Origin of the sequence: Aeromonas sp. FDAARGOS 1407 (assembly GCF_019048725.1) — a bacterium.
Classification (GTDB): domain Bacteria; phylum Pseudomonadota; class Gammaproteobacteria; order Enterobacterales; family Aeromonadaceae; genus Aeromonas; species Aeromonas enteropelogenes.
Window position 1 is genome coordinate 2,422,922 of the sequence record NZ_CP077399.1, and the last position, 25,374, is coordinate 2,448,295.

The window sequence follows — 25,374 nt, forward strand, 5'->3', positions numbered from 1 at the left end:
GCTAATTACTTGATAAGGGTATGACTTTTGCTTGCGACATGAATCCGATAACGCAAGGAGATGGTGTTGAACTTTCTGACCGTTCACTCTCTTGAGGAAAATTCCCTGCTGGCGGCTCAAGATATCTGCGCGCGGCTTCATCACCATGCCATGCAGGCGCCTTCCCTGTTGCTGGTCTATTTTACCCAGGCCCATGATGCTGCAGTACTGCGTGAGCAGCTTGGGCGTCAATTTCCGACGACCCCCTTGCTGGGGTGCAGCTCCTGCGGTGGCGTGATGACCGAAATGGGACATCATGTCAGGCAGGAGCATGGCGTGGCAGTGGCTGCTTTTTATGATGAGAAGGGGGCTTACGGCGTTGCCGGCGCCGAGGGGGAACCTATCGATGTGCGCCTGTTGCTGCGCCGGGCCATGCTCGAGTGCGGCCGCCCGGGCGAACTGCCCCAGCTTGTTCTGGTTCATGCCAGCCCGGGCCAGGAGGAGGAAGTGCTTGCCTCTATCGAAGCTGAGTTTGGTCACTCGGTGCCCGTGGTCGGTGGCTCGGCGGCGGACAACAAGGTGAGTGGCGACTGGCAACTTTGCTGGAGTGAAGGGCAGAGCAAGCAGGGGGTGGCGCTGGCGGTGCTCTATTCTGACTGCCAGCTGGCCTTCCAGTTTCACTCCGGTTATGTACCTGCCGAGAGCCACGGCGCCATCACTTCCTGTGATGGGCGCGAAGTGTTGACGATCGAGCATGAGCCTGCCGCAGAGGTGTATGCCCGCTGGTGTGGTCGGCAGCAATCCTGGCCAGTGGGCCCCATCCTGCACGAAAGCACCCTGACTCCTCTGGCTCGTCAGGTGGGTACCCTGGATGGCGTCCCCTACTACAAACTCTCCCATCCCGAAGCCGTGACGGAGCGAGGTGGGCTACGTCTTTTCACCGACGTGACCGTGGGCGAGCGCCTGTGGTTGATGTACAGCAGCCAGGAAGGGCTGTTGCAGCGCAGCCTCAGTGCCATCCGGATCGATCCCGAGTACGGTGTCGATGCCAGATTGCAACCCGTCGGGGCGCTGATCATCTTCTGTGCTGGTTGCCGTCTGGCGCTGGGTGATATGCTGTATCAGTTTGTGGAGCAGAGCCAGGCCCGGCTTGGCCAGATCCCCTTCATTACTCCCTTTACCTTCGGGGAGCAGGGGCGGCTGCCCCATGGTGAACTGGCTCATGGCAACCTGATGGTATCGAGCGTGATCTTTCTGACCAATGACACAGGACAGGCGACAAGATGATGGAGAGCGGTGAACTGGAGGCGCTGGGCGAAAAGTTGCAAACCGCTCTGGTCGATCTTACCCGTTGCCGTGAACGTGAAGCCAGGTACCGTGACGAGTCCCACACTCTGCTCAAAGGGGTAGAGACCTTGGCAGATGCCAAGACCCTAGAACGGGTACTGGAGAGTCTGATCGAGGTACTGAGACCCTTCATCGGTTTTGAACACGCGGATGTGGTGGCCTGGGAGGGAGAACAGGGTATTACCCACCTGAGCAGCGAGACGGGAGAGCAGGGGCGCTTCTGGTCAATGACGCCGGCGTTTGCCAGGGCCATCGCCGGCGAAACCCTGGTGATCTACGATCCCTCCTTGCTGCCCGAGCTGGCGCCTCTGGCCTGTGAACCTGGCTGGGCCAGCCTGCTCTTGACCGGATTGCAGGCCCCGGGTTTTACCGCCATCCTCATCTGTCGCCATTCCCAGGCAGGCACCTTCGATCTTACCAGCAAGGCCGCGATGCAACGCTGTCGTCCGCTCATCGCCCAGGCGCTGGTCAATATCACCTACCGTGCCCGTTTGCAGGAGCAGGTCGCCGCCAAAACCGAGGCATTGCAGGCCAGTGAGCGTCGTTTTCGCAGCTTTGCCGCCATGGCTTCCGACTGGTTCTGGGAAACCGATGCCGAGCATCGCCTCAGTTTTGCCTCCGAACCGGGTTACATGGAGGAGTTCATTACCCCTTCCTCCCAACCAACCCTGCATGACTATCTCTACAACAAGCAGAGTCCGGAATCCCAGGGCTATCTGCGGCTGCTTGAGCAGCGGGTGCCACTACGGGCGGCACGGGTTCTGGTGGCCTTGCAGGACAGAGCCTGCTGGATGGAGGTGAACGCGGAACCCTACATGGATCAGAACGGCCACTTCCTCGGCTATCGCGGGACGGCACGGGATATCAGCAACCAGATCAAGCGGGAAGAGGAGCTGGCCAGGGCTCGTGATGAGGCGGAAGCCGCCAACCGGGCAAAATCCCAGTTCCTGGCCATGATGACCCACGAGATCCGCTCTCCCATGAATGCGGTGCTGGGCATGCTCGATCTGTTGCTGCATGCCGAATTGTCTAGCGATCAGCAGGCGCTGCTGCGCCATGCCACCCATTCTGCCCGTCTGCTGCAAACCATCATCGACGATGTGCTCGATTTCTCGAAAATCGAGTCCCAGACCTTGTTGCTGCAGTGCGAAAGTCTGCAACCTGTCGGGTTGTGTCAATCGATCAACGAACCCCTGCTGCCCCGGGCTAAGGCCAGTGGCATCGAACTATTGTGCCAGGTAGACGAGGCGGTGCCACAGACGTTGCAGGGGGATCCGATGCGATTGTCGCAAGTGATCGGCAACCTGCTGGACAATGCCCTCAAGTTTACCGAGCAGGGCCGGGTCGTTTTGCGACTGGAGTGGCATGACGAGATGTTGAGGGTGTCCGTGACCGATACCGGGCTTGGTATTGCTGCGGCCGATCAGACCCTGCTGTTCAAACCCTTCTCTCAGGTCGACAACTCGGCGACGCGCCGCTTCTCCGGCGCTGGGCTCGGGCTTGCCATCAGCAAACGTCTGGTGGCATTGATGGGAGGGGAGATATGGCTGGAGAGCGAGCCTGGCAAAGGGAGCTGTTTCTGGTTCGATCTCCCCGGCATGGCCCAGCCCTGTCATTGTCAACCGGTACGGGAAGAGAGTGCCCAGACCTTGCTGCCACTGGATGTGTTGGTGGTGGAAGACAGCCCGGTCAACCAGCTGGTGGTCTCCCTGATGTTGCAAAAACTGGTCAGCAAGGTGCGCCTGGCCGCCAATGGCCTGGATGCTCTGACACTGGTGGAAGAGCAGCTGCCGGATCTGATCTTGATGGATATGCGCATGCCCGAGATGGATGGGCTGGAAGCCACCAGGCGACTGCGTGCGCAAGGGGTGACCATCCCCATAGTCGCGCTGACGGCCAATGCAATGGCGGAGGACAAGGCGAGCTGCCTGGCGCAGGGGATGGATGATTTTCTGGCCAAGCCGATCACCCTGGCGAGGCTGCGGGAGTGCCTGGCGCGTCATTTCAGCCAGCGATTGCCGGAGCGCGGATAAAAAAAATGGTCAACTTGTTAGGTTGACCAGTTCTTCAGCAAATACTGAAGAGAGCACGGGATAAATCGGGTTGTATTAAACTGTATGAAAAATCTGTGCCAACTTTTAATGACTCTTTTTGTGTTCAATTCGGCCGATTAGCGCAACGGCTCTCTCTTTTTCGTCTCCCTGTCTTTTGCAAAATGCGAATAATGAATTTTCATTGTCGGAATAATTGCATTTTGCAAAGGTCTTTTATCACTGCGAAATCAGGCGATGCAGAAATTGACGAGCCGCTTCGCTGTTTTGTTTGGCAATCAGCATCTGCTTTTCATAAATCGGCATCGGCAGGATCTCGAGCCAGCGCTGGCAAAGCCAGGAGGCATCTTCAAACCGTTTCTCGGGATAGAGTTCATCCAGTTCCGGATACTGCTCGAAGACCTCCCGCAGGCGATTCACCAGCAACTTGTCGTTGAAGTCCGAATGGATGCTGGGCCAGTTGGGCAGCATTTCTACTTTTGCCCGACGCAAACCGCTCGGATCCGTCTCCATCTCATGGATGCAGAAGCGTTCCAGACCGAGTACGGTGACGCCCAGCAATCCGTCGTTCAGGGTGTAGAAATCGGTGACCTTGACCCGGGTGCCGACAGGCAGGATCCGGCCGGATTGTCCCGAGGTGGTCGACTCTTCCATCACGATGCCGAAGCCCTGATCGTTGATGAACGATTCCTTGAGCATCTGCAGATGATGGGACTCGAACAGACGCAGAGGCAGCTTGCCGCCCGGAAGTATGTGGGAAGGCAGGGGGAACAGGGCCAAAGGTTGAATTTTCATGTTCCATCCTCCATTGAGTAGTTGCTGGATAAGACAATGCAGCGACTGTGCCAGAGAATGAAAAAAGCCACCTGAAGGTGGCTTTTAGGGGGAAGGAAGGCGCTTAGTTGCGCTGCTCCAGATACATGACGGCCGCTTCCACGCGGCTTTGCGCCTCGAGTTTCTTCAGCAGGCTCTTTACATGCACCTTGACCGTGCCTTCGGAGATATGGAGCACGGAAGCCACCTGTTTGTTGGAGAGTCCCTTTGCAATTTCGCGCAGGATTTGCATTTCGCGACGCGTGAGGCTTTCGAGTTTCTGCTGCAGGTGATCCAGCTCGTAGATGTTCTCGAGGTAGGGACGCAGCGGCTCGCTCAGGATCTGCTTGCCGGTCATCACGTCGGCCAGCTGGGCCAGCAGCAGGTCGGGTTCGGTATCCTTGAGCAGGTAACCATCGGCGCCGGCCTTGAGCAGGGCCACCACGTCCTGGCGGGCATCGGAGACGGTCAGAATAACTACCCGCGAGGTGATCTCCTCGGCACGCAACGCCTTGAGGGTGTCGAGGCCGGATAGCCCTTTCATGTTGAGATCAAGCAGGATCAGATCCGGTTCGGATTCTTTGGCAAGGGCCACGGCATCGGTACCATTGGAAGCTTCGCCGGTGACATCCATGTTCTCTTCCAGAGCCAGCAACTGCACAATCCCTTTGCGCATGAGGGGATGGTCATCTACGACCAGAACACTGTATTTCATCACGTCCATCAAGCGTCTCTCGTTAGACTGGTGGGAAAAGTCAGATGCACCCGGGTGCCTTGTGGCTGCAGTTCACTGATGGTCAGCAGGCCATGCAGCTTGCTGGCGCGCTCGTTCATAATGCTCAAACCGTAGTGGTTGATCGCTGAGCTGGCGAGACCAATCCCGACACCGTCATCTGAAATTTGAACCTCAATATTACCATCTGCGAGGGTCTGACAGCTAACATCAATCACTTGTGCATGGGCATGTTTGATGGCATTGAGCACTGCCTCACGGATCAGCTGCAGGATATGAATATGCTGGCCAGCCTCCAGATCCGTGTCGGACAGACCATAATGAAGCCGGATCTCTGTCGTGGTCTGGGGCTGCAGTTGTTCCAGCATGACCCGGATGGCTTCACCCAGATTGGCATCTCCTATGGTCAGGCGGAAGGTGCCGAGCAGTTCGCGCAGTTGGGTATAGGCGTTGCTGAGTCCTTCGTCGATTTGCTGCATCGCCTCCAGCGCTTTCTCCTGCTGGCCCTTGGCATGGGAGCGCTTGAGCAGGGTGGACTGGATCTTGAGGTAGGAGAGGGCCTGGGCCAGCGAGTCGTGCAGTTCGCGGGCGATGACGGCGCGCTCTTCCATCAACAGCAACCTTTGCTGTTGCAGCAGGGTCTGATCCTTGTGCAGCACCTGGGCCAGCAACATGGTGAAGTTCTTGATAAGGCGCTCGTCGATGGGATGCTGGCTGATGATGTCGAGCCGGCCAAACTCCTGCTCATCCATCTGCAGATAGAAGCTGGCTACCGCGTCGAGATCCCCGGGCCAGCCGGTGCGACCGGAAAGGTAAACCGGCATGACGTTGTTCTCGAAACGGGTCAGGCGGATGTAATCGATATGCTGGTGGGCCGCTGCGCGATCCAGCAGCTTGATAAGCGTGCGGGTACTGAGCGGGGCCGTGTGCAGCTTCTGGGCCGTGCTGTAGAGAAACGAGAGGGTGTCGTTGGCCTGCTGCAGCTTGGCCGTTTTCTCCTCGACCTTGTTCTCCAGCTCCCGATAGAGCTTGCCAAGCTCGTCCGCCATGGTGCCAAAGGCCCGTGACAGTTCTCCCAACTCGTTGTCGCGATGGGCCGGCAGGATCAGATCAAACTCCTGGCGCTGGATCTGGCGGGCGCAATAAACCAGCTGATTGAGGGGGGCCACTACCTGTTGGCGGGTAAAGCGCACCGTGAACCAGGCGATGGTAATGATGGAGAGCAACCCCAACCCTTCGGCCAGTGCCAGCATGCGTACCTTGAACTCCACGTGGTATTGCATCTGGTTGACGAAATTGTCGATGGCCGCCACAAATTTTTCGGTGTTGTCGGTATATCGTCTGGGAGTCCGATCTTCGATATGTTGGCGCATCTCCTGCCACTGGCTGACCACCTCACCATAGGTGCGGCGCAGGGAGGCCGGGGTGATCCAGCGCTGGGTCTCCTGCAACTCCCTGGCATGGAGCGTCTCTTCGAACTGGTTGAGGCGTCCCAGTACGCTCTCACCCTGCTCGATTTCGTAGGCCATTCGGTAGGCCTGCATCCGCAGGGAACCGGACAGGTTGATCGCCTTGGCGTCGGGCACCGAATAGAACAGGGTGACCATGGCGACCAGCGCGATCAGACTGGCCATGAAGAGGATCAAAATCATGGATCGGCCGATGGCACTGCTGACCGAGCGGACCCTGAACCGTTTTTGCATGATGCCAAAAGTCTCCGGAATGTGTGGATTACCTCTTTAGTTGCGTGGGAGTGTACTCCAACTTGTGTTAGTATCGGAAAACTAGATGAACTCCGAGCGGTTTTGCCTAAGTCCTTGAGATAGGGGGAAACCAGCCGTCAGCCGATGTTCGAGCTGTAAGGGTCAGGAAAGAAATGCCCTGGCCTCCCGTATTTGGAAAGGTGTTTATGTCGCCACTTGAAGATGGTTTTTCCCGTCGTTTTTATTATTTGCGCCTGTCGATCACCGACGTGTGCAATTTCCGTTGCACCTATTGCCTGCCGGACGGCTATCGTCCGGAAGGGCGCAAATCCTTTCTCTCGGTAGACGAGATCCGCCGTGTGGTGAGCGGCTTTGCCGCCATGGGGACCCGCAAGGTGCGCCTGACCGGAGGGGAGCCCTCCCTGCGTCGCGACTTCACTTCGATCATTGAAGCCGTGGCAAGCACCCCGGGCATCGAGAAAGTGGCGATGACCACCAACGGTTATCGTCTCAAGGAGCGGGCCCGCGAGTGGTTTGATGCCGGGCTTTCCGCCCTCAATGTCAGTGTCGACAGCCTGGATCCCCGCCAGTTTCACCAGATCACCGGCGAAAACAAGCTGGCAGAAGTCATGGAGGGGATCGAAGCCGCCCTGGCCGCCGGTTTCAAATCGGTCAAGATCAATGCGGTGCTGCTCAAGGGGCTCAACGATTACCAGCTGGAGGCCTTTCTGGCCTGGATCAAGCACAAGCCCATCGAGCTGCGTTTCATCGAGCTGATGCAGACCGGTGAGATGGATACCCTGTTCCAGAACCATCATGTCAGCGGTGAGCAGATCAAACAGCGCCTGCTGGAAAGTGGCTGGGTTCAGCAACTGCGCGGCAAGGACGACGGTCCGGCCCAGGTCTTCATGCACCCGGAGTCACAAGGGGGCGTCGGTCTCATCATGCCTTACAGCAAGGATTTCTGCGCCGGTTGCAACCGGCTGCGGGTCTCCTCGGTGGGTAAGTTGCACCTCTGTCTGTTTGGCGACAATGGCGTCGAGCTGCGGGATCTGCTTGGCGCAGACAGCCAGCAGGAGGCGTTGCAACAACGCATTCGCTCAGCGCTCAGTGGCAAGGCGGCGACTCATCGGCTGCATGAAGGGAATGCCGGTGCGACGCCTCATCTGGCATCGATAGGCGGTTAAACCGCTCGCACACCTGACCATCACCACCTACCAAGTGGCTTTTCCCAATGGGGTACAAAATGTGCGCCCATCGAACATTATTGCGCCAAGGGTTTGATCCAGCGCAAGAATCCCCCCTGTTTATCTCCCTGGTGGTATATCCCTGAACTTGTCAGGGTCGCAATATACGCCCAATCTTATAATTGGTATTGCAGATGTCCGTCATCGGACTCGCCCGTGCGCTATTGATCACCAGTGCGCTATCTATCACCAGGAAGGAGTCGATATGCCAGAGGGTGTCAACCTGTCACGTCGGGGTCTGTTTCGCGGCCGTTTGACGTCGAAGGAGCCTGGCGTCCAGTTGCCCTGGTCGCTCCCCTGGCCCGACTTCGTAGCCGACTGTACTCGCTGTGGCGACTGCCTGACGGCCTGTCCAGAGCAGATCCTGGTCAAGGGAGATGGCGGCTTTCCCATGGTGGAGTTCCGGCACGGTGAATGTACCTTCTGTGGTGATTGTGTTGCGGCCTGCAAGGCGCCGATTTTTCGTCCGACCACGGAGGCGCCCTGGCAATACATAGCCCATATTGAAGCCAACTGTCTGGCCAGTGCCCAGGTGTTTTGCCAGCGCTGCCAGGACAGTTGTGAAACCCGCGCCATTCGCTTTTCTCCCATGCTGGGTCGGGTGCCAACCCCCAGTATTGATGCCGCCTCGTGCACCGGTTGCGGTGCCTGTGTGATGGACTGCCCGGTAGGCAGCATCCGGGTTGGCGCTCCCGGGTCGGAGAACCCAATATGAATCAGGATGTTTGTGAAGCAGGAGCCACAATGACCCAAGAGTTCCACGTATCGAGCCTGGTGGTGCTGACCCAACCCATGTTGCGTCACCGGCTCGCTGAACAGATCGCGGCTTTGGAAGGAGCCGAGGTCCACGCTGTCAGTGAAGAGGGCAAGCTGGTCGTCACCCTGGAAGGTGAGAGCCAGCAACCCATCATGGCGGCTATTGATGCTATTCAGGCGATGCCGGGAGTGTTGTCCGCCGCCCTGATTTACCACCAGTTCGATGAACTCGATAAGCAATGCGAGGATATGTCATGAAGCTGAGTCGACGCGACTTTATGAAGGCCAATGCGGTGGCGGCTGCTGCTGCCGTGGCTGGTGTCAGTGCCCCCGCCATGGCGGCCAATCTGATCACCAGTACCGATAAAACCGCCATCAAATGGGACAAGGCCCCCTGCCGCTTCTGCGGTACCGGCTGCTCCGTGTTGGTGGGTTCCCAGGATGGGCGTGTCGTGGCGACCCAGGGTGACCCCGATGCACCGGTCAACCGTGGCCTCAACTGCATCAAGGGCTACTTCCTCTCCAAGATCATGTATGGCGAGGATCGCCTCACCCAGCCTTTGCTGCGGATGAAAAACAGCCAGTTCGACAAAGATGGTGATTTCGCCCCCATCAGCTGGGATCAAGCCTTCGACATCATGGCCGAGAAGTTCAAGGCCACCCTGAAAGATAAGGGCCCGACTGCGGTCGGTATGTTCGGTTCCGGCCAGTGGACCGTGTGGGAAGGCTATGCCGCGGCCAAGCTGTTCAAGGCGGGTTTTCGCTCCAACAACATCGACCCCAACGCCCGCCACTGCATGGCATCCGCGGTCGTCGGTTTCATGCGTACCTTCGGCATGGATGAGCCCATGGGCTGCTACGACGATATCGAGCAGGCCGACGCCTTCGTGCTGTGGGGGTCCAACATGGCCGAGATGCACCCCATCCTCTGGTCCCGTATCTCCGATCGCCGTCTCTCCACCCCGGAAGTGCAGGTGCACGTGCTCTCCACCTTCGAGCACCGCAGCTTCGAACTGGCGGACAACGGCATGGTGTTCACGCCCCAGACCGATCTGGCGATCCTCAACTATGTCGCCAACTACATCATCCAGAACGACAAGGTGAACTGGGACTTCGTCAACAAGCACACAGTGTTCAAGAAGGGGGTGACCGATATTGGTTACGGTCTGCGCCCGACCGATCCGCTGCAGCAGAAGGCCAAGAACCCGGATAGCGGCGACGCGACCCCGATGACCTTTGAGGAGTTTGCCAAGTTCGTCGCCGATTACGATGTCGACTCCGTCTCCAAGCTCTCCGGCGTCTCCAAGGACAAGCTGGAAAAACTGGCCCAACTCTATGCCGACCCGAGCAAGAAAGTGGTCTCCTACTGGACCATGGGTTTCAACCAGCACACTCGTGGCGTCTGGGCCAACAACCTCTGCTACAACATTCACCTGCTCACCGGCAAGATCTCCGAGCCGGGTAACGGTCCCTTCTCCCTGACCGGTCAGCCCTCTGCCTGCGGTACTGCCCGTGAAGTGGGTACCTTCGCCCACCGTCTGCCGGCGGACATGGTGGTGACCGATCCCAAGCACCGCGCCATCGCCGAAAAAGTCTGGAAACTGCCGGAAGGCACTATTCCCGACAAGGTGGGCTACCACGCCGTGCTGCAGGATCGCATGCTCAAAGACGGCAAGCTCAACGCCTACTGGGTGATGTGCAACAACAACATGCAGGCCGGTCCCAACATGAATCAGGAGCGCCTGCCCGGCTACCGGGATCCGCGCAACTTCATCGTGGTGTCCGATCCCTATCCGACCGTGACCGCCCAGGCGGCAGACCTCATCCTGCCAACTGCCATGTGGGTGGAGAAAGAGGGGGCCTATGGCAACGCCGAACGTCGTACCCAGTTCTGGCACCAGCAGGTCAAGTCTCCGGAAGGGGCCAAATCCGATCTGTGGCAGCTGATGGAATTCTCCAAGCGCTTCACCGTGGACGAGGTGTGGCCGGCCGAGCTTATTGCCAAGATGCCTGAACTCAAGGGCAAAACCCTGTTCGACGTGCTTTATGCCAACGGTCAGGTCAACAAGTTCCCGAAAGAGCAGAGCAAGGGGGATCTTAACGACGAGGCCGAACACTTTGGCTTCTATGTGCAGAAGGGCTTGTTCGAGGAGTACGCCATCTTCGGTCGTGGCCATGGTCACGATCTGGCACCGTTCGAGCAGTATCACGAAGCGCGCGGCCTGCGCTGGCCTGTGGTGGATGGCAAGGAGACCCTGTGGCGCTATCGCGAAGGGTTTGACCCTTACGTGAAAGCGGGGGAGGGAGTGCGTTTCTATGGCAAACCTGACGGCAAGGCTGTGATTTTCGCGCTGCCGTTCGAGCCTGCCGCCGAATCGCCGGATAAAGAGTACGATCTGTGGCTCTCCACCGGCCGCGTGCTGGAACACTGGCACACCGGCACCATGACCCGCCGTGTCCCCGAGCTCTATCGCGCCTTCCCGGATGCGGTGCTGTTCATGCACCCGGAAGATGCCAAAGCCCGTGGTGTGCGCCGTGGTGAAGAGGTGATTGTCACCTCCCGCCGTGGCGAGGTGAAGACCCGTGTCGAGACCCGTGGTCGCAACCGTCCGCCCAAAGGCCTGGTGTTCATGCCCTTCTTCGATGCGAGCCAGCTGGTCAACAAGCTGACCCTGGACGCCACCGATCCGCTCTCCAAAGAGACGGATTACAAGAAGTGCGCCGTCAAGGTGATGAAGGCCTGAGGCGGGGGAGCGAGAGATGAGTCGTAGTCGTCGCCAGTTTCTGGCCGACATGGCCAAGGGGGCCTGTGGTATGGGCCTGCTTGGTGTGGGGCTGGGCGGCATGGCCCGCCAGCAGGTGGAGGCGGTGCCGGCCCAGGCACTGCGCCCGCCAGCGGCCCTCGATGAAGCTGAGTTTCTCGGTGCCTGTGTGCGCTGTGGGCTCTGCGTCGAGGCCTGCCCCTACGATACCCTCAAGCTTGCCCGGCTGTTTGAGCCCGTCACCACGGGAACGCCCTATTTCAAGGCGCGCAGCGTCCCCTGCGAGATGTGTGACGACATCCCCTGCGTGGTGGCTTGCCCGACCGGGGCGCTGGATCAGGCCATGACCGACATCGATCAGGCGCGGATGGGGGTGGCTGTACTCATCGACCATGAGACCTGCCTCAACTATCTGGGCCTGCGTTGCGATGTCTGTTATCGGGTCTGTCCGCTCATCGACAAGGCGATCACCCTGGATCTGCAACACAACCAGCGTACCGGCAAGCACGCCATGTTCCTGCCCACGGTGCACAGCGATGTCTGCACCGGCTGTGGTAAGTGCGAGCATGCCTGCGTGCTGGAGGAGGCTGCCATCAAGGTGGTGCCCCGTGCCCTTGCCAAGGGGGAGCTGGGCCATCACTACCGGCTTGGCTGGGAAGAGAAACAGAAGGCGGGCAAGTCGCTCATCGGTGAGCGACTGACCCTGCCAACTCGCAAACCGGAGGGACTATGAGCCGTTATCCGGGACAAGAGGCACGGGCGCGTCTCGGCTGGTGGCGGTCACACCGTTTCCTGCTGCTGCGTCGCTTGAGCCAGTTCAGCGTGTTGGGGCTGTTTCTGCTAGGACCGCTGGCCGGCGTGTGGATCTTGAAGGGCAACCTCTCCAGTTCATTGCTGCTGGAGACGGTTCCCTTGACGGATCCCCTCACCCTGCTTCAGTCGGTGGCAGCGGGCCACTGGCCCATCACCACCCTGTGGCTGGGAGCGGCCATCGTGCTGCTGGGGTACTGGCTGGTCGGGGGGCGGGTGTTCTGCTCCTGGGTCTGTCCGGTCAACCTCATCACGGATGCCGCCGCCTGGCTGCGAGCCCGGCTCGGTCTCAAGGGCAATGGCCAGTTCAGCCGCAATACCCGTTACTGGCTGCTGGCCATGGTGCTGGTGGCGCCGGCCATCGCCGGCGTACTGGTGTGGGAGCTGGTCAACCCGGTATCGCTTGCCCTGCGTGGCCTGCTGTTCGGCATGGGGGCGGGGTGGATGCTGCTGGCGGTGCTGTTTCTGTTCGATCTGTTCGTGGTGGAGCGCGGCTGGTGTGGTCACCTCTGCCCGGTCGGGGCCTTCTACGCCCTGGTGAACCGGGTCGGTTTTATCAAGATTGCAGCCTCGGGGCGCGAGCGTTGCAGCAACTGCATGGATTGTTATGCAGTCTGTCCCGAGCGCCCCATCCTGCGCGGGCCGGTTCATGGCGCCAAGCGCGGTCACGGGCCCCTGATAGTGGCTCAGGAATGTACCAACTGCGGCCGTTGCATCGATGTCTGCGCGGAGCATGTTTTTGAAATCAAAGTAGGTTTTGCCGTCAAGGCAGAAAAAACATTGGAGAATAACTAATGAAAAAGCTGATTGGAGCAATGCTGGCCTGCCTGATGGCGGGTTCCTTGATGGCTGCCACCTCCGAGATCACCAACAGCACCGGGGGGATCAAGTCTGAGCGGGGGTCTACCGATCTGGTGACCGAGGCGCCGCCGGCCCCCTTGAAGAACTTCCGTAAGGATGGCGACAGCTATGATCGCCAATATATCCATCAGCCGCCGCTGATCCCCCACGATATCCGCAACTACGAGGTGGATAACAAGGTCAACAAGTGCCTGGCGTGCCACAGCTTCAAGAATGCCACCAGGATGAAGGCGCCCAAGATCAGCCCGACTCACTTCGAGACCCGTGATGGCAGCACGTTGGGTGAAGTCTCCCCGCGTCGCTACTTCTGCCTGCAGTGCCACGTACCGCAAGCTGATGCCAAGCCGCTGGTGGAGAATACCTTCAAGCCGGTTGAAGCCCTGAACTGAGGAGCCCATAGATGAAATTACCCGGTTTTTTGCAGCGACTGTGGACCACCTTCAAGTCTCCCTCGAAGGCCGCCCTCTGGGTGCTGCTGATGATGGGTTTCTTTGGCGGGGTCATCTTCTGGGGCGGCTTCAACACCGCCATGGAAGCTTCCAACACCGAAGCCTTCTGTACCAGTTGCCACGAGATGCGCGACAACGTCTACGTGGAGTACCGTGACACCATCCACTACGCCAACCGTTCCGGCGTGCGCGCCAGCTGCCCGGATTGCCACGTGCCCCATGAGTGGACCTACAAGATCATTCGCAAGGTGCAGGCGTCCAAGGAGCTGTGGGGCAAGCTCACCGGCAAGGTGGACACCCGCGAGAAGTTCGAGTCGCACCGGCGCGAGATGGCCGAGCGGGAGTGGAAACGGATGAAGGACACGGATTCGAGAGAGTGCCGTAACTGTCACAACTTCGAATACATGGACTTCTCTCTGCAAGGGCAGCGCGCTGCCAAGATGCACTCGACCAACCTGGCCAGTGGCGAGAATACCTGTATCGACTGTCACAAGGGGATAGCGCACCAGCTCCCGGACATGACAGGGGTGAAGGGTTTCTAACCCAAAAGATGCAGGCCGGATTTATCCGGCCTGCATCTTTTTTTGCCAACCGGTGGGGTAAAGGACGGTTTTGTGAACCCTTTAGACCCATATCCAGTGAAACCTTTGATAGAATCAGCCCACCGTGCAGGATCCCGAGTGAACAAGTGCTGGTGACTGAACCTGGTTGTTCCCGTCAACCTGCCAGGGGAGACTGCCCCGGGCTCCTCGCCCTTTTCTCATATTTCTCACGGTTTATAGCTAACAGGAGCTGCCCGATGGGACAGAAACATAACGAATTTATTCCCCTCAAGATCGCCGTGCTGACGGTCTCCAACAGCCGCACCGCCGCCGAAGACAGCTCGGGTGACTACCTGGTGTCGGCGTTGAGCGAGGCGGGACATCAGCTGGCTGATCGGGCGCTGCTTGCCGACGATCTCTATCAGATCCGCTCCCGGGTCAGCCAGTGGATTGCCGATGAGGGCATCCAGGTGGTACTGGTCAATGGCGGCACAGGTTTTAACGATCAGAACCGGGTGCCTGAAGCGGTCGGCGTGCTGTTCGACCGCACCGTCAAAGGTTTTGGCGAGTTGTTTCGCCAGCTCTCGTTTGCCGAGATCAAGGGCTCTGCCATGCAGAGCCGTGCCCTCGCGGGGTTGGCCAATCGCACCCTGATCTGCTGCCTGCCCGGTTCGACCGGTGCCTGCCGCTTGGGGTGGGAGAAGCTTATCCGCGATCAGCTCGATGCCCGCACCAAGCCGTGCAATTTTGTCTCCCATCTTTGAACACCTGCATTAAAGGGATAGTGATGAACCTGACCCATCTCAACCAAAGCGGCGAAGCCCACATGGTGGACGTGACCGACAAGCAGGTCACCGAGCGTGAGGCGCGCGCCGAGGCGTTTGTGGCCATGGCCCCCGAGACCCTGACACTGATCCTGAGCGGACAGCACCACAAGGGGGATGTGTTCGCCACCGCCCGCATCGCCGGCATCATGGCGGCCAAGAAGACCTCGGATCTGATCCCCCTTTGCCACCCCCTGGCGCTCACCAAGGTAGAGGTAGAGATTGCTCCGCTGCCCGAGCAGAACCGGGTGCATATCCGCACCCTGTGCAAACTCGCCGGCAAGACGGGGGTAGAGATGGAAGCGCTTACCGCCGCGTCGGTAGCGGCCCTCACCATTTACGACATGTGCAAGGCGGTACAAAAAGACATGGTGATCGAACAGGTACGCTTGGTTGAGAAACGGGGGGGCAAATCCGGCCACTTCCAGGTCGGTGACAACAGAGGAGAGCAGGCATGATCAAGGTACTATTTTTTGCCCAGGTCAGGGAGCTGGTGGCGTGCGACGAGCTGACCCTGCCCTGCGACTATGCCACTGCCGAGGCGCTGCGTGCCGCCCTGTGCGAGCGCGGTGACAAGTGGGCGCTGGCGCTGGAGGAGGGCAAGCTGCTGGTGGCGGTCAACCAGACTCTGGTGCCCCTTGCCACCGAGCTTCACGATGGCGATGAAGTGGCCTTCTTCCCTCCCGTGACCGGAGGCTGATATGAGCCAGACAAGCACCACGGATCGCATCCTGGTCCAGCAGGCTGATTTTTCGCTGGCCGATGAGTATGCCCGTCTCGCCACGCGCGCCGATACCGGCGCCATCGTCACCTTCGTGGGCAAGGTGCGTGATTTCAATCAGGGGGAGGAGGTCAAGGGGCTGGCCCTCGAGCATTACCCCGGCATGACCGAGAAGGCGCTGATCGAGATCGTGGCTGAAGCACGCCGCCGCTGGCCCCTGCAGGAGTGCACGCTCATCCACCGCATCGGCGAGCTGATGCTGGGCGATCAAATCGTGCTGGTGGCGGTGAGCAGTGCCCATCGCGAGGCGGCCTTCGATGCCTGTCACTTCATCATGGATTTTCTGAAAACCCGCGCTCCCTTCTGGAAAAAAGAGCTGACCGCTGACGGGGTCAAGCGCTGGGTTGACGCAAAAGAGAGCGACAATGCGGCCGCCGTCCGCTGGCAGCAGCCCGGGTCGCAACGAGAGGAGTAGGTTCGCCGAGAACCATGGCTCCTATTTTCGGGCCGGGCCATGCCAGACCCGCATCAGGAGGAAAGAAATGAAACCGCTGTTATCTGTATTGGTGTTGGGAGTCTGTGCCGGTGCGCTGCACAGTGCCGAGGTGCAGGCCGACGAAGTGAAGGTGGCCGTGGCGGCCAACTTCAAGGGAACGCTGGAACGTATTGGCCAGGAGTTCACCGCCAAGACCGGCCACCAGGTGACCATCTCTTCGGCCGCAACCGGCGTGCTCTACACCCAGATAAGCCATGGTGCACCGTTCGATCTCTTCCTCTCAGCCGACGTGGCCACCCCGCAGAAGCTGGAGAAAGAGGGCAAGGGCAGCGAGCGCTTCACCTATGCCATTGGCCAACTGGGGCTGTGGAAGAAAGGGGGTCCCGCACCGGATGAGGCTCAGCTTCGCGCCTGGCAGGGCAACCTGGCCATCGCCAACCCGCGTACCGCTCCCTATGGCGCCGCCGCCATGGCGACCCTCGAGAGTCTCAAGATCGATCCCAAGCAGTACCGTGTGCTGACCGGGGCCAACATCAGCCAGACCTGGCAGTTTGTCGACACAGGTAATGCCGAAATGGGTTTCGTGGCCTGGGCCAATCTGGTTGAAGCGGGTAAAACCGGCGAAGCCTGGGCTGTGCCACAGAACCTCTATCCTGCCATCGAGCAGCAGGGGCTGGTGCTCAAAAAAGGTGAGGCCGTGGATGCTCTGGTCGCCTGGCTCAAGGGGCCGGGTCAGAACACCATCAAGGAGGCGGGTTATGCCCTGCCTTGATATTCATGACGAGTGTCATTCATGAGTGAAGGGGATCTGCAGGCGGTCTGGTTGACCCTGAAACTGGCGGCCAGTACCACGGGCATCCTGCTCTTGCTGTCACCGCCGCTGGCCTGGTGGCTGTCGCGCAGCCAGAACCGGTTGCGCCCCCTGGTGGAAGCACTGGTGGCCCTGCCGCTGGTGCTGCCGCCGACCGTGCTCGGTTTCTATCTGCTGCTCGCCTTCTCCCCTGAATACGGGCTGGGGGCATGGTGGCGCCACACCTTCGGGGCACCACTTGCCTTCAGCTTCACCGGCCTGTTGTTTGCGTCGATCCTCTACTCGCTCCCCTTCGTGGTGCAGCCGCTCACCTCTGCCTTTGTCAACATGGGCAACAAGGAGCTGGAGGCTGCTGCCACCTTGGGGCTGGGGCCCTGGGAACGCTTCTTCCAGATCATCTTGCCGATGACGCTGCCCAGCTTCGTGATGGCGGCGGCGCTCGGCTTTGCCCACACCCTGGGGGAGTTCGGCGTGGTGTTGATGATAGGGGGCAACATACCCGGTGAAACTCAGGTGCTCTCCATCGCCCTGTTCGACCATGTGGAGGCGATGGACTACCAGAACGCCCACTATCTGGCGGGCGGGCTGATGGGTTTCTCCCTGGTGATGCTGGTATTGGTGTACGGGGTGCTGCAGCGCCGTCAGCGGAGACTGTTTGGATGAGCCTGCAATTCAAAGCTCGCCGTGCCTTCGGCCCCTTTACCCTTGACTGCGAACTCGCTCTCGAACTGGGGGGGATCCTCGGTCTGTTCGGTCCTTCCGGCTGTGGCAAGAGTACCTTGCTGCGGATCATTGCCGGGCTGGATCGCCAGCCGTGCGACCGCCTGCACTGGCGAGGACACGAGCTGGCTCCCCTGCTGCCCGAGATGCGTCGCATCGGCCTGGTGTTTCAGGACTCGCGACTCTTTCCCCACATGACAGTGCTGGGCAACTTGCAACTGGCGGCGCGCAAGGGGCGCGGCCGCTGGCAGCCGCAGGTGCTGGCCGAGCGGCTCGGGTTTGCCGAGCTGCTTAGCCAGCCGGCCCATGCGCTTTCCGGTGGCCAGCGCCAGCGGGTGGCGCTGGGGCGGGCGCTCTTGGCCGAGCCTGATTTGCTGCTGCTCGACGAGCCTTTCTCGGCGCTGGATCGGCGCAGCCGCATCCATCAGGCCCATGTGCTCAAGGGGCTGCAGCGAGAGAGCGGCATCCCGATGATCTTCGTCAGCCATGCCATGGAGGAGGTGAGCCTCTTGTGTGATCAGCTGGTGTTGCTGGAGGGAGGCAAGGTGGAGGCGCAGGGCCGGCCGAGCGAGATCTTCGCCCGCACCGATCTGTCGCTCGCCAGTCGTGACGATGCCGGTGTCATGCTCGATGCCACCCTGGCCCACTACGATGACGACGAGCAGATGGCGACCCTGCAACTGGGGGAGCAGACCCTGAGGGTCACCATGTCTCATGCGCCGGACGAGGTTGGCCCGCTGCAGATCAAGGTGGCGGGACGGGACGTGGTGATCGCCACCGCCCCCATCGAGTACTCCAGTCTCTCCAACTGTCTGGTTACCCGCCTGCTGGCTCTGCGCGAAGTGCGCCCCGGCCAGACCCTGTTGCAGTTGGCGCTGGGGGAGCAGATACTGCTGGCCCGGATCACCAGCCGCTCGGCAAACCGGCTGGCGCTGGAACCGGATCAGCGAATATACGCTTATATCAAGGCGGTCAGCCTGGTCAGTGAAGGCTGACCGGCAGGTTTTCTGCACTGTGTGATGCCAAGGGTGTGATGACAACGGACAGGCATCAGGGGATGAGTCGAGAGGCAACAGACGGATGCGTCGCAATCAGGTAATCAAATTCAACGGCCTGGCCCTGCGCAGTGCGGGGGAGGGACCCTTGTTGCTGCTGTTGCATGGGCTGGGCTCCTCCAGCCTGGACTGGCAGGCGCAGATGGAGCGTTTTTCCGAACGCTATCGGGTCGTGGCCATCGATCTGCGCGGTCACGGCCAGAGTATGCAGGAGGGGCCGTTTGACGTGCCTACCCTGGCGGCCGACGTGCTGGCATGGCTCGATGCACAGCCTGGGCCTGCCTGGGTGGTGGGGCTCTCCCTGGGGGCCATGGTGGCGCTTGAGCTGGCGCTGCAACGGCCCGACAAGGTGAGTGGTCTGGTACTGGTCAACGGTTTTAGCGAGTTTTTGCTGGAGACGCCGAAAGAGCAGGAGCGTTACGCCCAGCGCCTGAAGTGGTTGCGCTGGTTCGGCATGCGGCCGCTGGCCTGGTGGCTGGGGCGGGAGCTCTTTCCCGGTCCGGATCTCGCCCAGGTGCGCCACACCTTCCGGCTGCGTTTCGTGCGCAACCGCAAGAAGGTCTACAAGGCGCTGCTGGAGGCCTTGCCCGGCTGGTCGGTGCGATCCCGCCTCGGCCAGATCTGGCAGCCGGTGGCCATCATCTCCACCAGTCACGACTATCTGCCGCTGGCCAGACGGGTTGAGCAGTTCGCTGCCCTGCCCAATGCCACCATTCACACCCCCAATGGTCATCATGCCTGGCCGGCGGAAGATCCTTCCGGGTTCAATCAATTGCTTCACCGGATTCTAGAAATTCATTAAACTTGTCGCTTTTTTTAGCCGTGTATGTCTTGGCCCGCTTCCCTTGCCACTGGCAAAAGGCAACGGAAGCGGGCTCAATTTGCTTTTAAAACAGGTATTTCCTCATGTCTGAAGTAATGAAAATGGCCATCGATGATGGTTCGACCAACGTCAAGGTGAGCTGGATTGAGAACAAGGTGCTCAAGACCATCATCTCTCCCAACTCTTTTCGCAAGGATTGGAAGAGTGCCGCATTGCGCAAGGACAAGAAGATCTACAACTACGAGATAGGCAACACCAAGTACACCTATGACGCCACCTCCGACAAGTCGCTGGCAACGACTCACGTGGAGTACCAGTACGACGATCTGAACCTGCTCTCCGTGCACCATGCCCTGCTGCAGACCGGCGTGACCCCCTGTGACGTGGCCATCACGGTAACCCTGCCCATCACCGAGTTCTACAACCCGGATGACTGCCAGCGCAATGAAGAGAAGATCGAGAAGAAGCGCCGCAACCTGATGCGTGACATCAGCCTCAACAAGGGCGAGCTGTTCAATATCGTCAGCGTCGAGGTGATGCCGGAGAGCCTGCCTGCGGCCCTGTCCCGCCTCATTGGCTCGGGCTGCAACGAGTTCACCAAGACCCTGGTGATCGACTGTGGTGGTACCACCCTGGACATGGGGATCATCGTCGGTGAATTCGACGACGTCTCCGATGTCTACGGCAACAACGAGATCGGCGTCTCCATGGTGACCGACGCGACCCGCAAGGCGCTGGCGGCGGCGGACAGCGACTCCAGCTATCTGGTGGCCAACGAGTTCATCAAGCGTCGCCACGACATGAGCTTTGTGCGCGACGTAGTGAACGACGAGAGCCAGATCCCGCGCATCCTCGAGAAGATGCAGAACAAGATCGACGAACTGGGCTCCCAGGTTGCCCATGAGGCGAAGAAGTTCGCCAAGAACCCGAACCGGGTCTATCTGGTCGGTGGTGGTGCTTCCCTTATCTATGATGCGATCAAGGCGGCTTATCCGACCCTGGGTGAGCGGGTTGAACTGCTGGACGATGCACAGGCCGCCTTGGCCCGCGAGATCTGTCTCTACACCACCGAAGAGGACGAGGTCTATCGCGAGGCGCCTGTGATGGCCGAGGTCGCCGATGAGTAGTCAACTCAAGCGCATGACCTTCTCCATCTACATGGATCCGGGTGCGCTGGAGTCTGATCGCTATGCGGTCGGGGTGCTGCAAAACTGGTATCAGCGGGCACGCAAGATCCAGGATGGCAGCGAGGAGTTCGACTTCTCCAAGAGTCGGTTCCACAAGGATATCTATCTCTCCGGCATGTTCATGTATGTGCTGGCCCCCAATCTGTGCAAGGCCATCGCCAATGCCCTGGGGCCGGAGCAGGTGAGCATGACCACCTTGCGCCACGCCTTCGCCAGCTGTGGCTTCTCGCTGGGAGCGGAGGATACGCCATCCTCCGATACCCTGATCGACGAAATAGTGGCCAGATTGGCCCCCCGGCTGGAACAGGGGGACAACCGGGCGCTGGCGGATGAGATAGTCCAGCGTCTGGGCCAACAGGCTGCGGCGCCGGTGCCGGACAACCTGGTGGACGAGATAGTGAGCCGGTTGGGTGAACAGCAGCCCACCGAATTGTGGGATGAGTTGCGCCAGGGGTTGCCGGCCCCTCTGGATCATGATCAGCTGGCCGAGGCCATCGCGGGCAAGTTGCCGGCTGCGGGGACTGAGCCGGATCTGGCGCCCCTCGCCAGCAGCATCCAGCTGCTCTCGCGCCAGCTTGAGGAGCAATCCAGGCTGATTCGCGAGCAACACAGGCTGATCCAGCGCCTGGCCAGTGCGCCTGCTCGCCAGAGCACTGCCACCGAAGCCCCTGAGCCTCTGGTGGAAGATCTTTCGAGCCAAGTGGCTAACATGAGAAAAGTGAAGGCCAAGGGGATCTTCTAAGAAGATCTCAATGACCTTCGTCAAGGTAAAACAGATGAAGAAAGTAGTATGGATGGCGTGCTGCGCCTTGCTGTTATCGGGGTGTGCTCGGCAGACCTTTTTCGTGCACGAAGGTAACCCAGGCCAGCCAAACAGAGAAGTGAGCCATGATTTTGTACTGGCGGGGATTGGCCAGAGTGAGATGGTTGATGCTTCCTTGGCTTGCCATGGGGACCCGAGGAAAGTTGTGCGGGTTGAAATGCAACAGAGCCCACAGGATGCGCTGATGGCCGTCTTGACACTGGGAATATATACCCCGAGAACGGCTCGGGTTTATTGCAATCTGTGATTTTGGATTAGATATTAAAGGGCCTCAAATGGGGTCTAATTTCCCTCTCTGGATTTTGATAATGTGTGCGCAGCGTGGAGTGTTGTTTTGTTTATATAATTGATAGTAAACAATAATATTTCATTGCGTGGCACCGGCAGAGCGGGGAGAAATAATGTTGTCAGGGATAATAAAATGAAAAAAATGGTATTGACTGTGGTCGTTGCAATGATGATCGCTGGTTGTGCCCAGCAAGGTTTTACCGTGCATTCCGGTAATTCAGTGAAACCCACCAAAGAAGTGACCCATCACTTCTTCATCTCAGGCCTCGGTCAAAGCAAAACCATCGATGCTGTTGCCGTTTGCAACGGTGCCGACAAGGTAGTGCGGGTCGAAGCGCAGCATACCTTCCTCAATGGTTTGCTGGGTGCCGTGACCTTCGGTGTTTACACCCCTCGCGAGGCGCGTGTTTACTGCGCCGGTTAATCACTGTCGTATACATGTTTGCAAAAAGCCGACCCTATGCGTCGGCTTTTTGTTGGTGCAAAGAGTGGCTGGGCAACTCACTCGTGCGAGCAGACCGGGCAGTCTGGCCGTTTGGGTAGCTTCATCTCGCGAAAGCTGCCGCCCAAGCCATCGATCATCAGCAGGCGACCGCTGTAGCTCTTGCCCATGCCGGCCAGCAGCTTGATGGCTTCGAGAGCCTGCAGGCTGCCCACCAGACCGACCACGGGCGCCAGCACCCCGGCCTCGACGCAAGTGAGGGCCTGCTCGCCGAACAGGGCGCTGAGGCAGGCATAGCAGGGCTCGCCCTCCTGCCAGGTGAAGCTGCAGATCTGCCCTTCCATCCGGATGGCGGCGCCGCTGACCAGGGGTACCCCGTGCTGGCGGGCCTTTTGGTTGAGCAGGTTGCGAATGGTCAGGTTGTCGGTGCAATCGAGCACCAGCTGGTGCAGGGGCAACAGGGCATCGAGCAGTGCCTCGTCGGCGACGGTGGCGTGGGTGTCGACCTTGAGCCAGGGGTTGAGGGCGCGCAGCGCCTGGGCGGCGGAGTCCACCTTGTACTGGCCGATGCGCTCATCTGTGTGCAGCACCTGGCGCTGCAGGTTGGAGAGCTCCACCTTGTCAAAATCCACCAGGGTAAGCTGGCCGACCCCGGCTACTGCGAGATACTGGCTGGCGGCGCAGCCGAGACCCCCTGCGCCAATCACCAGCACATGGGCCTGCTTGAGCGCCTCCTGCCCCTCGAAGTCGAAGGATTTGAGGATGATCTGGCGGTTGTAGCGTAAGAGCTCGGCGTCAGAGAGGATCTCGCTCACAACAGCAATCCCCCGAACGGCTCGACGGTGACGGTTTCACCCGCCGCGACCCGACCGCGCTCGCGCTCAAGGACGATGTAGCAGTTGGCCCGCGACAGGGAGCTGAACACGGCGGAGTCCTGGGAGCCGGTGCTGCGCACTTCGAGGCCGTTTGGACCTTGGCAGAGGATACCGCGCTGGAAATCCAGGCGCCCCGGGCTCTTCTTGAGCGGCTCGGCAGCGACGGCCTGGAGCTGGAGCGGGCGCTCGAAACGCTGACCGGCCAGCTTGGCCAGTGCCGGCTGCACCAGCTGATCGAAGGTGACCATGGCGGAGACAGGGTTGCCCGGCAGGCCGAAGAACCAGGCGTGGGGCAGGCGGCCGAAGGCGAACGGTTTGCCCGGCTTGATGGCGAGCTTCCAGAAGCCGATTTCGCCAAGCTCGTCCAGCAGCTGTTTGGTAAAGTCCGCTTCCCCCACCGAGACGCCACCCGTGGTGATCAGCACATCGGCCTCCTGATCGGCCCGGATGAAGGCGGCACGCAGCAGATCCGGGTTGTCGGGCAGGATGCCAAGGTCGAGGCAGTCGCACCCCAGACGCGCCAGCATCGCCTTGACGCCGTAGCGGTTGGAGTCGTAGATGTCGCCGTGAGCGAGCGGGGTACCGACCGGTTTGAGCTCGTCACCTGTGCTGAAGATGGCGACCCTGAGCGGGCGGCGCACGCTGACGGTGGCGATGCCAAGAGAGGCCAGCAGCGGCATCTCCCGAGGGGTGAGGCGGGTGCCGGCGCCGAGCACGCAGGCGCCCTTGGCCATGTCGCTGCCGGCGCGGCGGATGTTCTGACCCGGCACGGGCTGGCAGAGGAAGGTGATCCGTTCGCCATCGGCCCGGGTCTCTTCCTGCATCACTACGGCATCAGTACCGGCGGGGACGGGAGCCCCCGTCATGATGCGCACGCAGTGGCCGGCGGGCCACTCCCCCTGATAGGGTTGGCCGGCGAAGGCCTTGCCCGCCATGATGAGCGGCGTGCCCGCGGCGAGATCCGCCAGGCGCACGGCATAGCCATCCATGGCGGAGTTGTCGAACGGAGGCACTGAGAGGGGAGAGGCGATATCGTCCGCGAGGATCCGGCCGAGGGCCTCTGGCAGCGGCAGCTGCTCGGTGTCGCAGCAGCAGGCAAGTTGCTCCAGCATCCCTTGCAGGGCATCGCTCAAGGGGAGTAGTCCGCTGGTATCAAATCCCATCGTCATTACCTCTTTCTATGGTTGAGGGCGGGATTATCACAAAAATCCCTGCGGATGGGCAGGTCGTGGCAGGGTAAAAGTGCCCGTTAGACCATAAAGTATGATTAGGAACGCAAGTTGACTTGAATATTGGCGGCAATGGCCGTTTACTATGCCGCCATACCATAAAGGGCCGCCCGATTGGCCCTCACCGTCCCTGAGCGTGGGAGAGACGACAATGACAACCTTAAGTCAGGAAGCCTTGCTGGTCAGGGCTGCCCTCGAGGCCCAGGGACTGGAAACCCCCCTGGTTGCCAACCAGCTGGATAGCCAGCAGAAGCGGGAAAAGATCGAAGGCCACATGCGCGCCATCATGGAGACGCTGGGGCTGGACCTGGCCGATGATAGCCTGGCCGAGACGCCGCATCGCATCGCCAAGATGTACGTGAACGAGATTTTCTCCGGCCTCGACTACACCACCTTCCCCAAGGTGACGGTGATCGAGAACAAGATGCAGGTAGACGAGATGATCATGGTGCGGGACATCAGCCTCACCAGTACCTGCGAGCACCATTTCGTGACCATCGACGGGCTGGCCCATGTCGCCTATATCCCCCGTGGCAAGGTGATCGGGCTCTCGAAGATCAACCGCATCGTGCAGTTCTTCGCCCGTCGTCCCCAGGTGCAGGAGCGGCTCACCCAGCAGATCCTGCTGGCGCTGCAGACCCTGCTGGGCACCCAGGATGTGGCCATCAGCATCAAGGCGACCCACTTCTGCGTGAAAGCTCGCGGGGTGATGGACTCCACCTCTTACACCACCACCACCTCCCTCGGTGGCGTGTTCAAGACCCAGCCTGATACCCGCGCCGAGTTTTTGGGTGGTTTGCGCAGCTGATACTTGCGGGGCGATGAGAACCGCCCCTGCACTTTCCCTCTCTGCTGCAGGCTGACAGTCGGCCTGCATTTTTTACCAATAAAAGTCTCAAGGAATAGGCCAGGTCGGTCGATAAGGCTTTTACAATGGGTTGTTTTGACTCCATTCCTTCTTGTTCGGGACACGGGAGACGGCTGTTTGTCCCCTGACGCCCCTTGTTTTACCTCAGGACCAAACTCA

Annotated in this window: 28 protein-coding genes and 1 riboswitch; of the genes, 23 read left to right on the plus strand and 5 right to left on the minus strand. The window is 59.9% G+C overall.

The genetic code is table 11. The annotated features are described in order from the left end of the window. Positions 1–60 precede the first annotated feature (60 nt). Together I6L37_RS11635 and I6L37_RS11640 are read left to right on the plus strand one after the other, a co-directional pair. A complete protein-coding gene (locus I6L37_RS11635) occupies positions 61–1,266 on the plus strand; it encodes an FIST signal transduction protein (RefSeq protein WP_216991899.1) in 1,206 nt (401 codons plus the stop codon). Further along, entirely contained in the window at positions 1,263–3,359 is a 2,097-nt protein-coding gene (locus tag I6L37_RS11640; protein WP_216991900.1) for an ATP-binding protein, read from the plus strand. Before I6L37_RS11635 ends, I6L37_RS11640 begins: the two co-directional genes overlap by 4 nt. Positions 3,360–3,596: 237 nt before the next feature. On the opposite strand, the gene I6L37_RS11645 is transcribed toward I6L37_RS11640, so the two are convergent. From I6L37_RS11645 to narQ, 3 genes are all read right to left on the minus strand, one after another. Then, on the minus strand, positions 3,597–4,172 hold the full coding sequence (locus I6L37_RS11645) for an LON peptidase substrate-binding domain-containing protein (protein WP_026455820.1): 576 nt from the start codon (positions 4,170–4,172) through the stop codon (positions 3,597–3,599). A 103-nt stretch (positions 4,173–4,275) separates the two neighbouring features. Further along, positions 4,276–4,914 carry a two-component system response regulator NarL gene (gene narL, locus I6L37_RS11650; RefSeq protein ID WP_026455821.1) on the minus strand — a complete coding sequence of 213 codons (639 nt, stop codon included), beginning with the start codon at positions 4,912–4,914 and terminating at the stop codon, positions 4,276–4,278. Further along, positions 4,914–6,626 carry a nitrate/nitrite two-component system sensor histidine kinase NarQ gene (gene narQ / locus I6L37_RS11655; RefSeq protein ID WP_216991901.1) on the minus strand — a complete coding sequence of 571 codons (1,713 nt, stop codon included), beginning with the start codon at positions 6,624–6,626 and terminating at the stop codon, positions 4,914–4,916. Before narQ ends, narL begins: the two co-directional genes overlap by 1 nt. 78 nt (positions 6,627–6,704) lie before the next feature. Further along, a riboswitch (molybdenum cofactor riboswitch) is annotated at positions 6,705–6,845 on the plus strand. On the opposite strand from narQ, the gene moaA reads away from it, so the two are divergent. The 20 genes from moaA to I6L37_RS11755 all read left to right on the plus strand — a co-directional run bounded on the left by moaA (position 6,833) and on the right by I6L37_RS11755 (position 22,225). Further along, entirely contained in the window at positions 6,833–7,813 is a 981-nt protein-coding gene (moaA, locus tag I6L37_RS11660; RefSeq protein ID WP_216991902.1) for a GTP 3',8-cyclase MoaA, read from the plus strand. (Overlaps the previous riboswitch by 13 nt.) A 265-nt stretch (positions 7,814–8,078) precedes the next feature. Beyond that, positions 8,079–8,588: a ferredoxin-type protein NapF gene (gene napF / locus I6L37_RS11665; protein WP_042027476.1), complete on the plus strand. Its 510-nt coding sequence runs from the start codon at positions 8,079–8,081 to the stop codon at positions 8,586–8,588. A gap of 29 nt (positions 8,589–8,617) precedes the next feature. Then, entirely contained in the window at positions 8,618–8,887 is a 270-nt protein-coding gene (locus I6L37_RS11670; protein WP_026455825.1) for a chaperone NapD, read from the plus strand. Then, a complete protein-coding gene (napA, locus tag I6L37_RS11675; RefSeq protein ID WP_216991903.1) occupies positions 8,884–11,373 on the plus strand; it encodes a nitrate reductase catalytic subunit NapA in 2,490 nt (829 codons plus the stop codon). The genes I6L37_RS11670 and napA overlap by 4 nt, the downstream gene beginning before the upstream one ends. A gap of 16 nt (positions 11,374–11,389) precedes the next feature. Then, positions 11,390–12,124: a ferredoxin-type protein NapG gene (napG, locus tag I6L37_RS11680; RefSeq protein ID WP_026455826.1), complete on the plus strand. Its 735-nt coding sequence runs from the start codon at positions 11,390–11,392 to the stop codon at positions 12,122–12,124. Next, complete coding sequence (gene napH, locus I6L37_RS11685) at positions 12,121–12,996, plus strand: quinol dehydrogenase ferredoxin subunit NapH (RefSeq protein ID WP_042027474.1); 876 nt, start codon at positions 12,121–12,123, stop codon at positions 12,994–12,996. Before napG ends, napH begins: the two co-directional genes overlap by 4 nt. Then, positions 12,996–13,451 (plus strand): nitrate reductase cytochrome c-type subunit, encoded by a 456-nt coding sequence (locus I6L37_RS11690; RefSeq protein ID WP_216991904.1) that lies wholly within the window; start codon positions 12,996–12,998, stop codon positions 13,449–13,451. Before napH ends, I6L37_RS11690 begins: the two co-directional genes overlap by 1 nt. 11 nt (positions 13,452–13,462) lie before the next feature. Next, positions 13,463–14,053 (plus strand): cytochrome c3 family protein, encoded by a 591-nt coding sequence (locus I6L37_RS11695; protein ID WP_042027471.1) that lies wholly within the window; start codon positions 13,463–13,465, stop codon positions 14,051–14,053. Positions 14,054–14,310: 257 nt separating this feature from the next. After that, positions 14,311–14,817 carry a molybdenum cofactor biosynthesis protein B gene (gene moaB, locus I6L37_RS11700; protein ID WP_026458449.1) on the plus strand — a complete coding sequence of 169 codons (507 nt, stop codon included), beginning with the start codon at positions 14,311–14,313 and terminating at the stop codon, positions 14,815–14,817. A 23-nt stretch (positions 14,818–14,840) separates the two neighbouring features. After that, positions 14,841–15,335, plus strand: coding sequence for a cyclic pyranopterin monophosphate synthase MoaC (gene moaC, locus I6L37_RS11705; protein WP_042027469.1), 495 nt, complete (start codon positions 14,841–14,843; stop codon positions 15,333–15,335). Next, a complete protein-coding gene (gene moaD / locus I6L37_RS11710) occupies positions 15,332–15,577 on the plus strand; it encodes a molybdopterin synthase sulfur carrier subunit (protein WP_061475784.1) in 246 nt (81 codons plus the stop codon). Before moaC ends, moaD begins: the two co-directional genes overlap by 4 nt. A 1-nt stretch (position 15,578) precedes the next feature. Beyond that, positions 15,579–16,073: a molybdopterin synthase catalytic subunit MoaE gene (gene moaE, locus I6L37_RS11715; protein WP_216991905.1), complete on the plus strand. Its 495-nt coding sequence runs from the start codon at positions 15,579–15,581 to the stop codon at positions 16,071–16,073. Positions 16,074–16,140: 67 nt separating this feature from the next. Continuing rightward, a complete protein-coding gene (gene modA / locus I6L37_RS11720) occupies positions 16,141–16,866 on the plus strand; it encodes a molybdate ABC transporter substrate-binding protein (RefSeq protein WP_042027463.1) in 726 nt (241 codons plus the stop codon). A gap of 21 nt (positions 16,867–16,887) precedes the next feature. Further along, positions 16,888–17,568, plus strand: a complete 681-nt coding sequence (modB, locus tag I6L37_RS11725) for a molybdate ABC transporter permease subunit (protein WP_042028172.1) — start codon at positions 16,888–16,890, stop codon at positions 17,566–17,568. Further along, positions 17,565–18,620 carry a molybdenum ABC transporter ATP-binding protein gene (gene modC, locus I6L37_RS11730; RefSeq protein ID WP_042027461.1) on the plus strand — a complete coding sequence of 352 codons (1,056 nt, stop codon included), beginning with the start codon at positions 17,565–17,567 and terminating at the stop codon, positions 18,618–18,620. The genes modB and modC overlap by 4 nt, the downstream gene beginning before the upstream one ends. A gap of 85 nt (positions 18,621–18,705) precedes the next feature. Beyond that, positions 18,706–19,482 carry an alpha/beta fold hydrolase gene (locus tag I6L37_RS11735; protein WP_201941002.1) on the plus strand — a complete coding sequence of 259 codons (777 nt, stop codon included), beginning with the start codon at positions 18,706–18,708 and terminating at the stop codon, positions 19,480–19,482. A gap of 104 nt (positions 19,483–19,586) precedes the next feature. After that, complete coding sequence (parM, locus tag I6L37_RS11740; RefSeq protein ID WP_223378403.1) at positions 19,587–20,630, plus strand: plasmid segregation protein ParM domain-containing protein; 1,044 nt, start codon at positions 19,587–19,589, stop codon at positions 20,628–20,630. Beyond that, on the plus strand, positions 20,623–21,432 hold the full coding sequence (locus tag I6L37_RS11745; protein ID WP_254203482.1) for a hypothetical protein: 810 nt from the start codon (positions 20,623–20,625) through the stop codon (positions 21,430–21,432). The genes parM and I6L37_RS11745 overlap by 8 nt, the downstream gene beginning before the upstream one ends. 10 nt (positions 21,433–21,442) lie before the next feature. Next, on the plus strand, positions 21,443–21,760 hold the full coding sequence (locus tag I6L37_RS11750; RefSeq protein ID WP_224210000.1) for a Bor family protein: 318 nt from the start codon (positions 21,443–21,445) through the stop codon (positions 21,758–21,760). 174 nt (positions 21,761–21,934) lie between these two features. Next, entirely contained in the window at positions 21,935–22,225 is a 291-nt protein-coding gene (locus I6L37_RS11755; protein ID WP_216991906.1) for a Bor family protein, read from the plus strand. Positions 22,226–22,302: 77 nt separating this feature from the next. On the opposite strand, the gene moeB is transcribed toward I6L37_RS11755, so the two are convergent. Next, on the minus strand, positions 22,303–23,058 hold the full coding sequence (gene moeB / locus I6L37_RS11760) for a molybdopterin-synthase adenylyltransferase MoeB (RefSeq protein ID WP_216991907.1): 756 nt from the start codon (positions 23,056–23,058) through the stop codon (positions 22,303–22,305). Next, entirely contained in the window at positions 23,055–24,281 is a 1,227-nt protein-coding gene (gene moeA, locus I6L37_RS11765; RefSeq protein ID WP_302056702.1) for a molybdopterin molybdotransferase MoeA, read from the minus strand. Before moeA ends, moeB begins: the two co-directional genes overlap by 4 nt. A gap of 217 nt (positions 24,282–24,498) precedes the next feature. Here moeA and folE point away from each other — a divergent pair, with 217 nt between their 5' ends. Next, positions 24,499–25,155 carry a GTP cyclohydrolase I FolE gene (gene folE / locus I6L37_RS11770; protein ID WP_042027456.1) on the plus strand — a complete coding sequence of 219 codons (657 nt, stop codon included), beginning with the start codon at positions 24,499–24,501 and terminating at the stop codon, positions 25,153–25,155. Positions 25,156–25,374 lie beyond the last annotated feature (219 nt).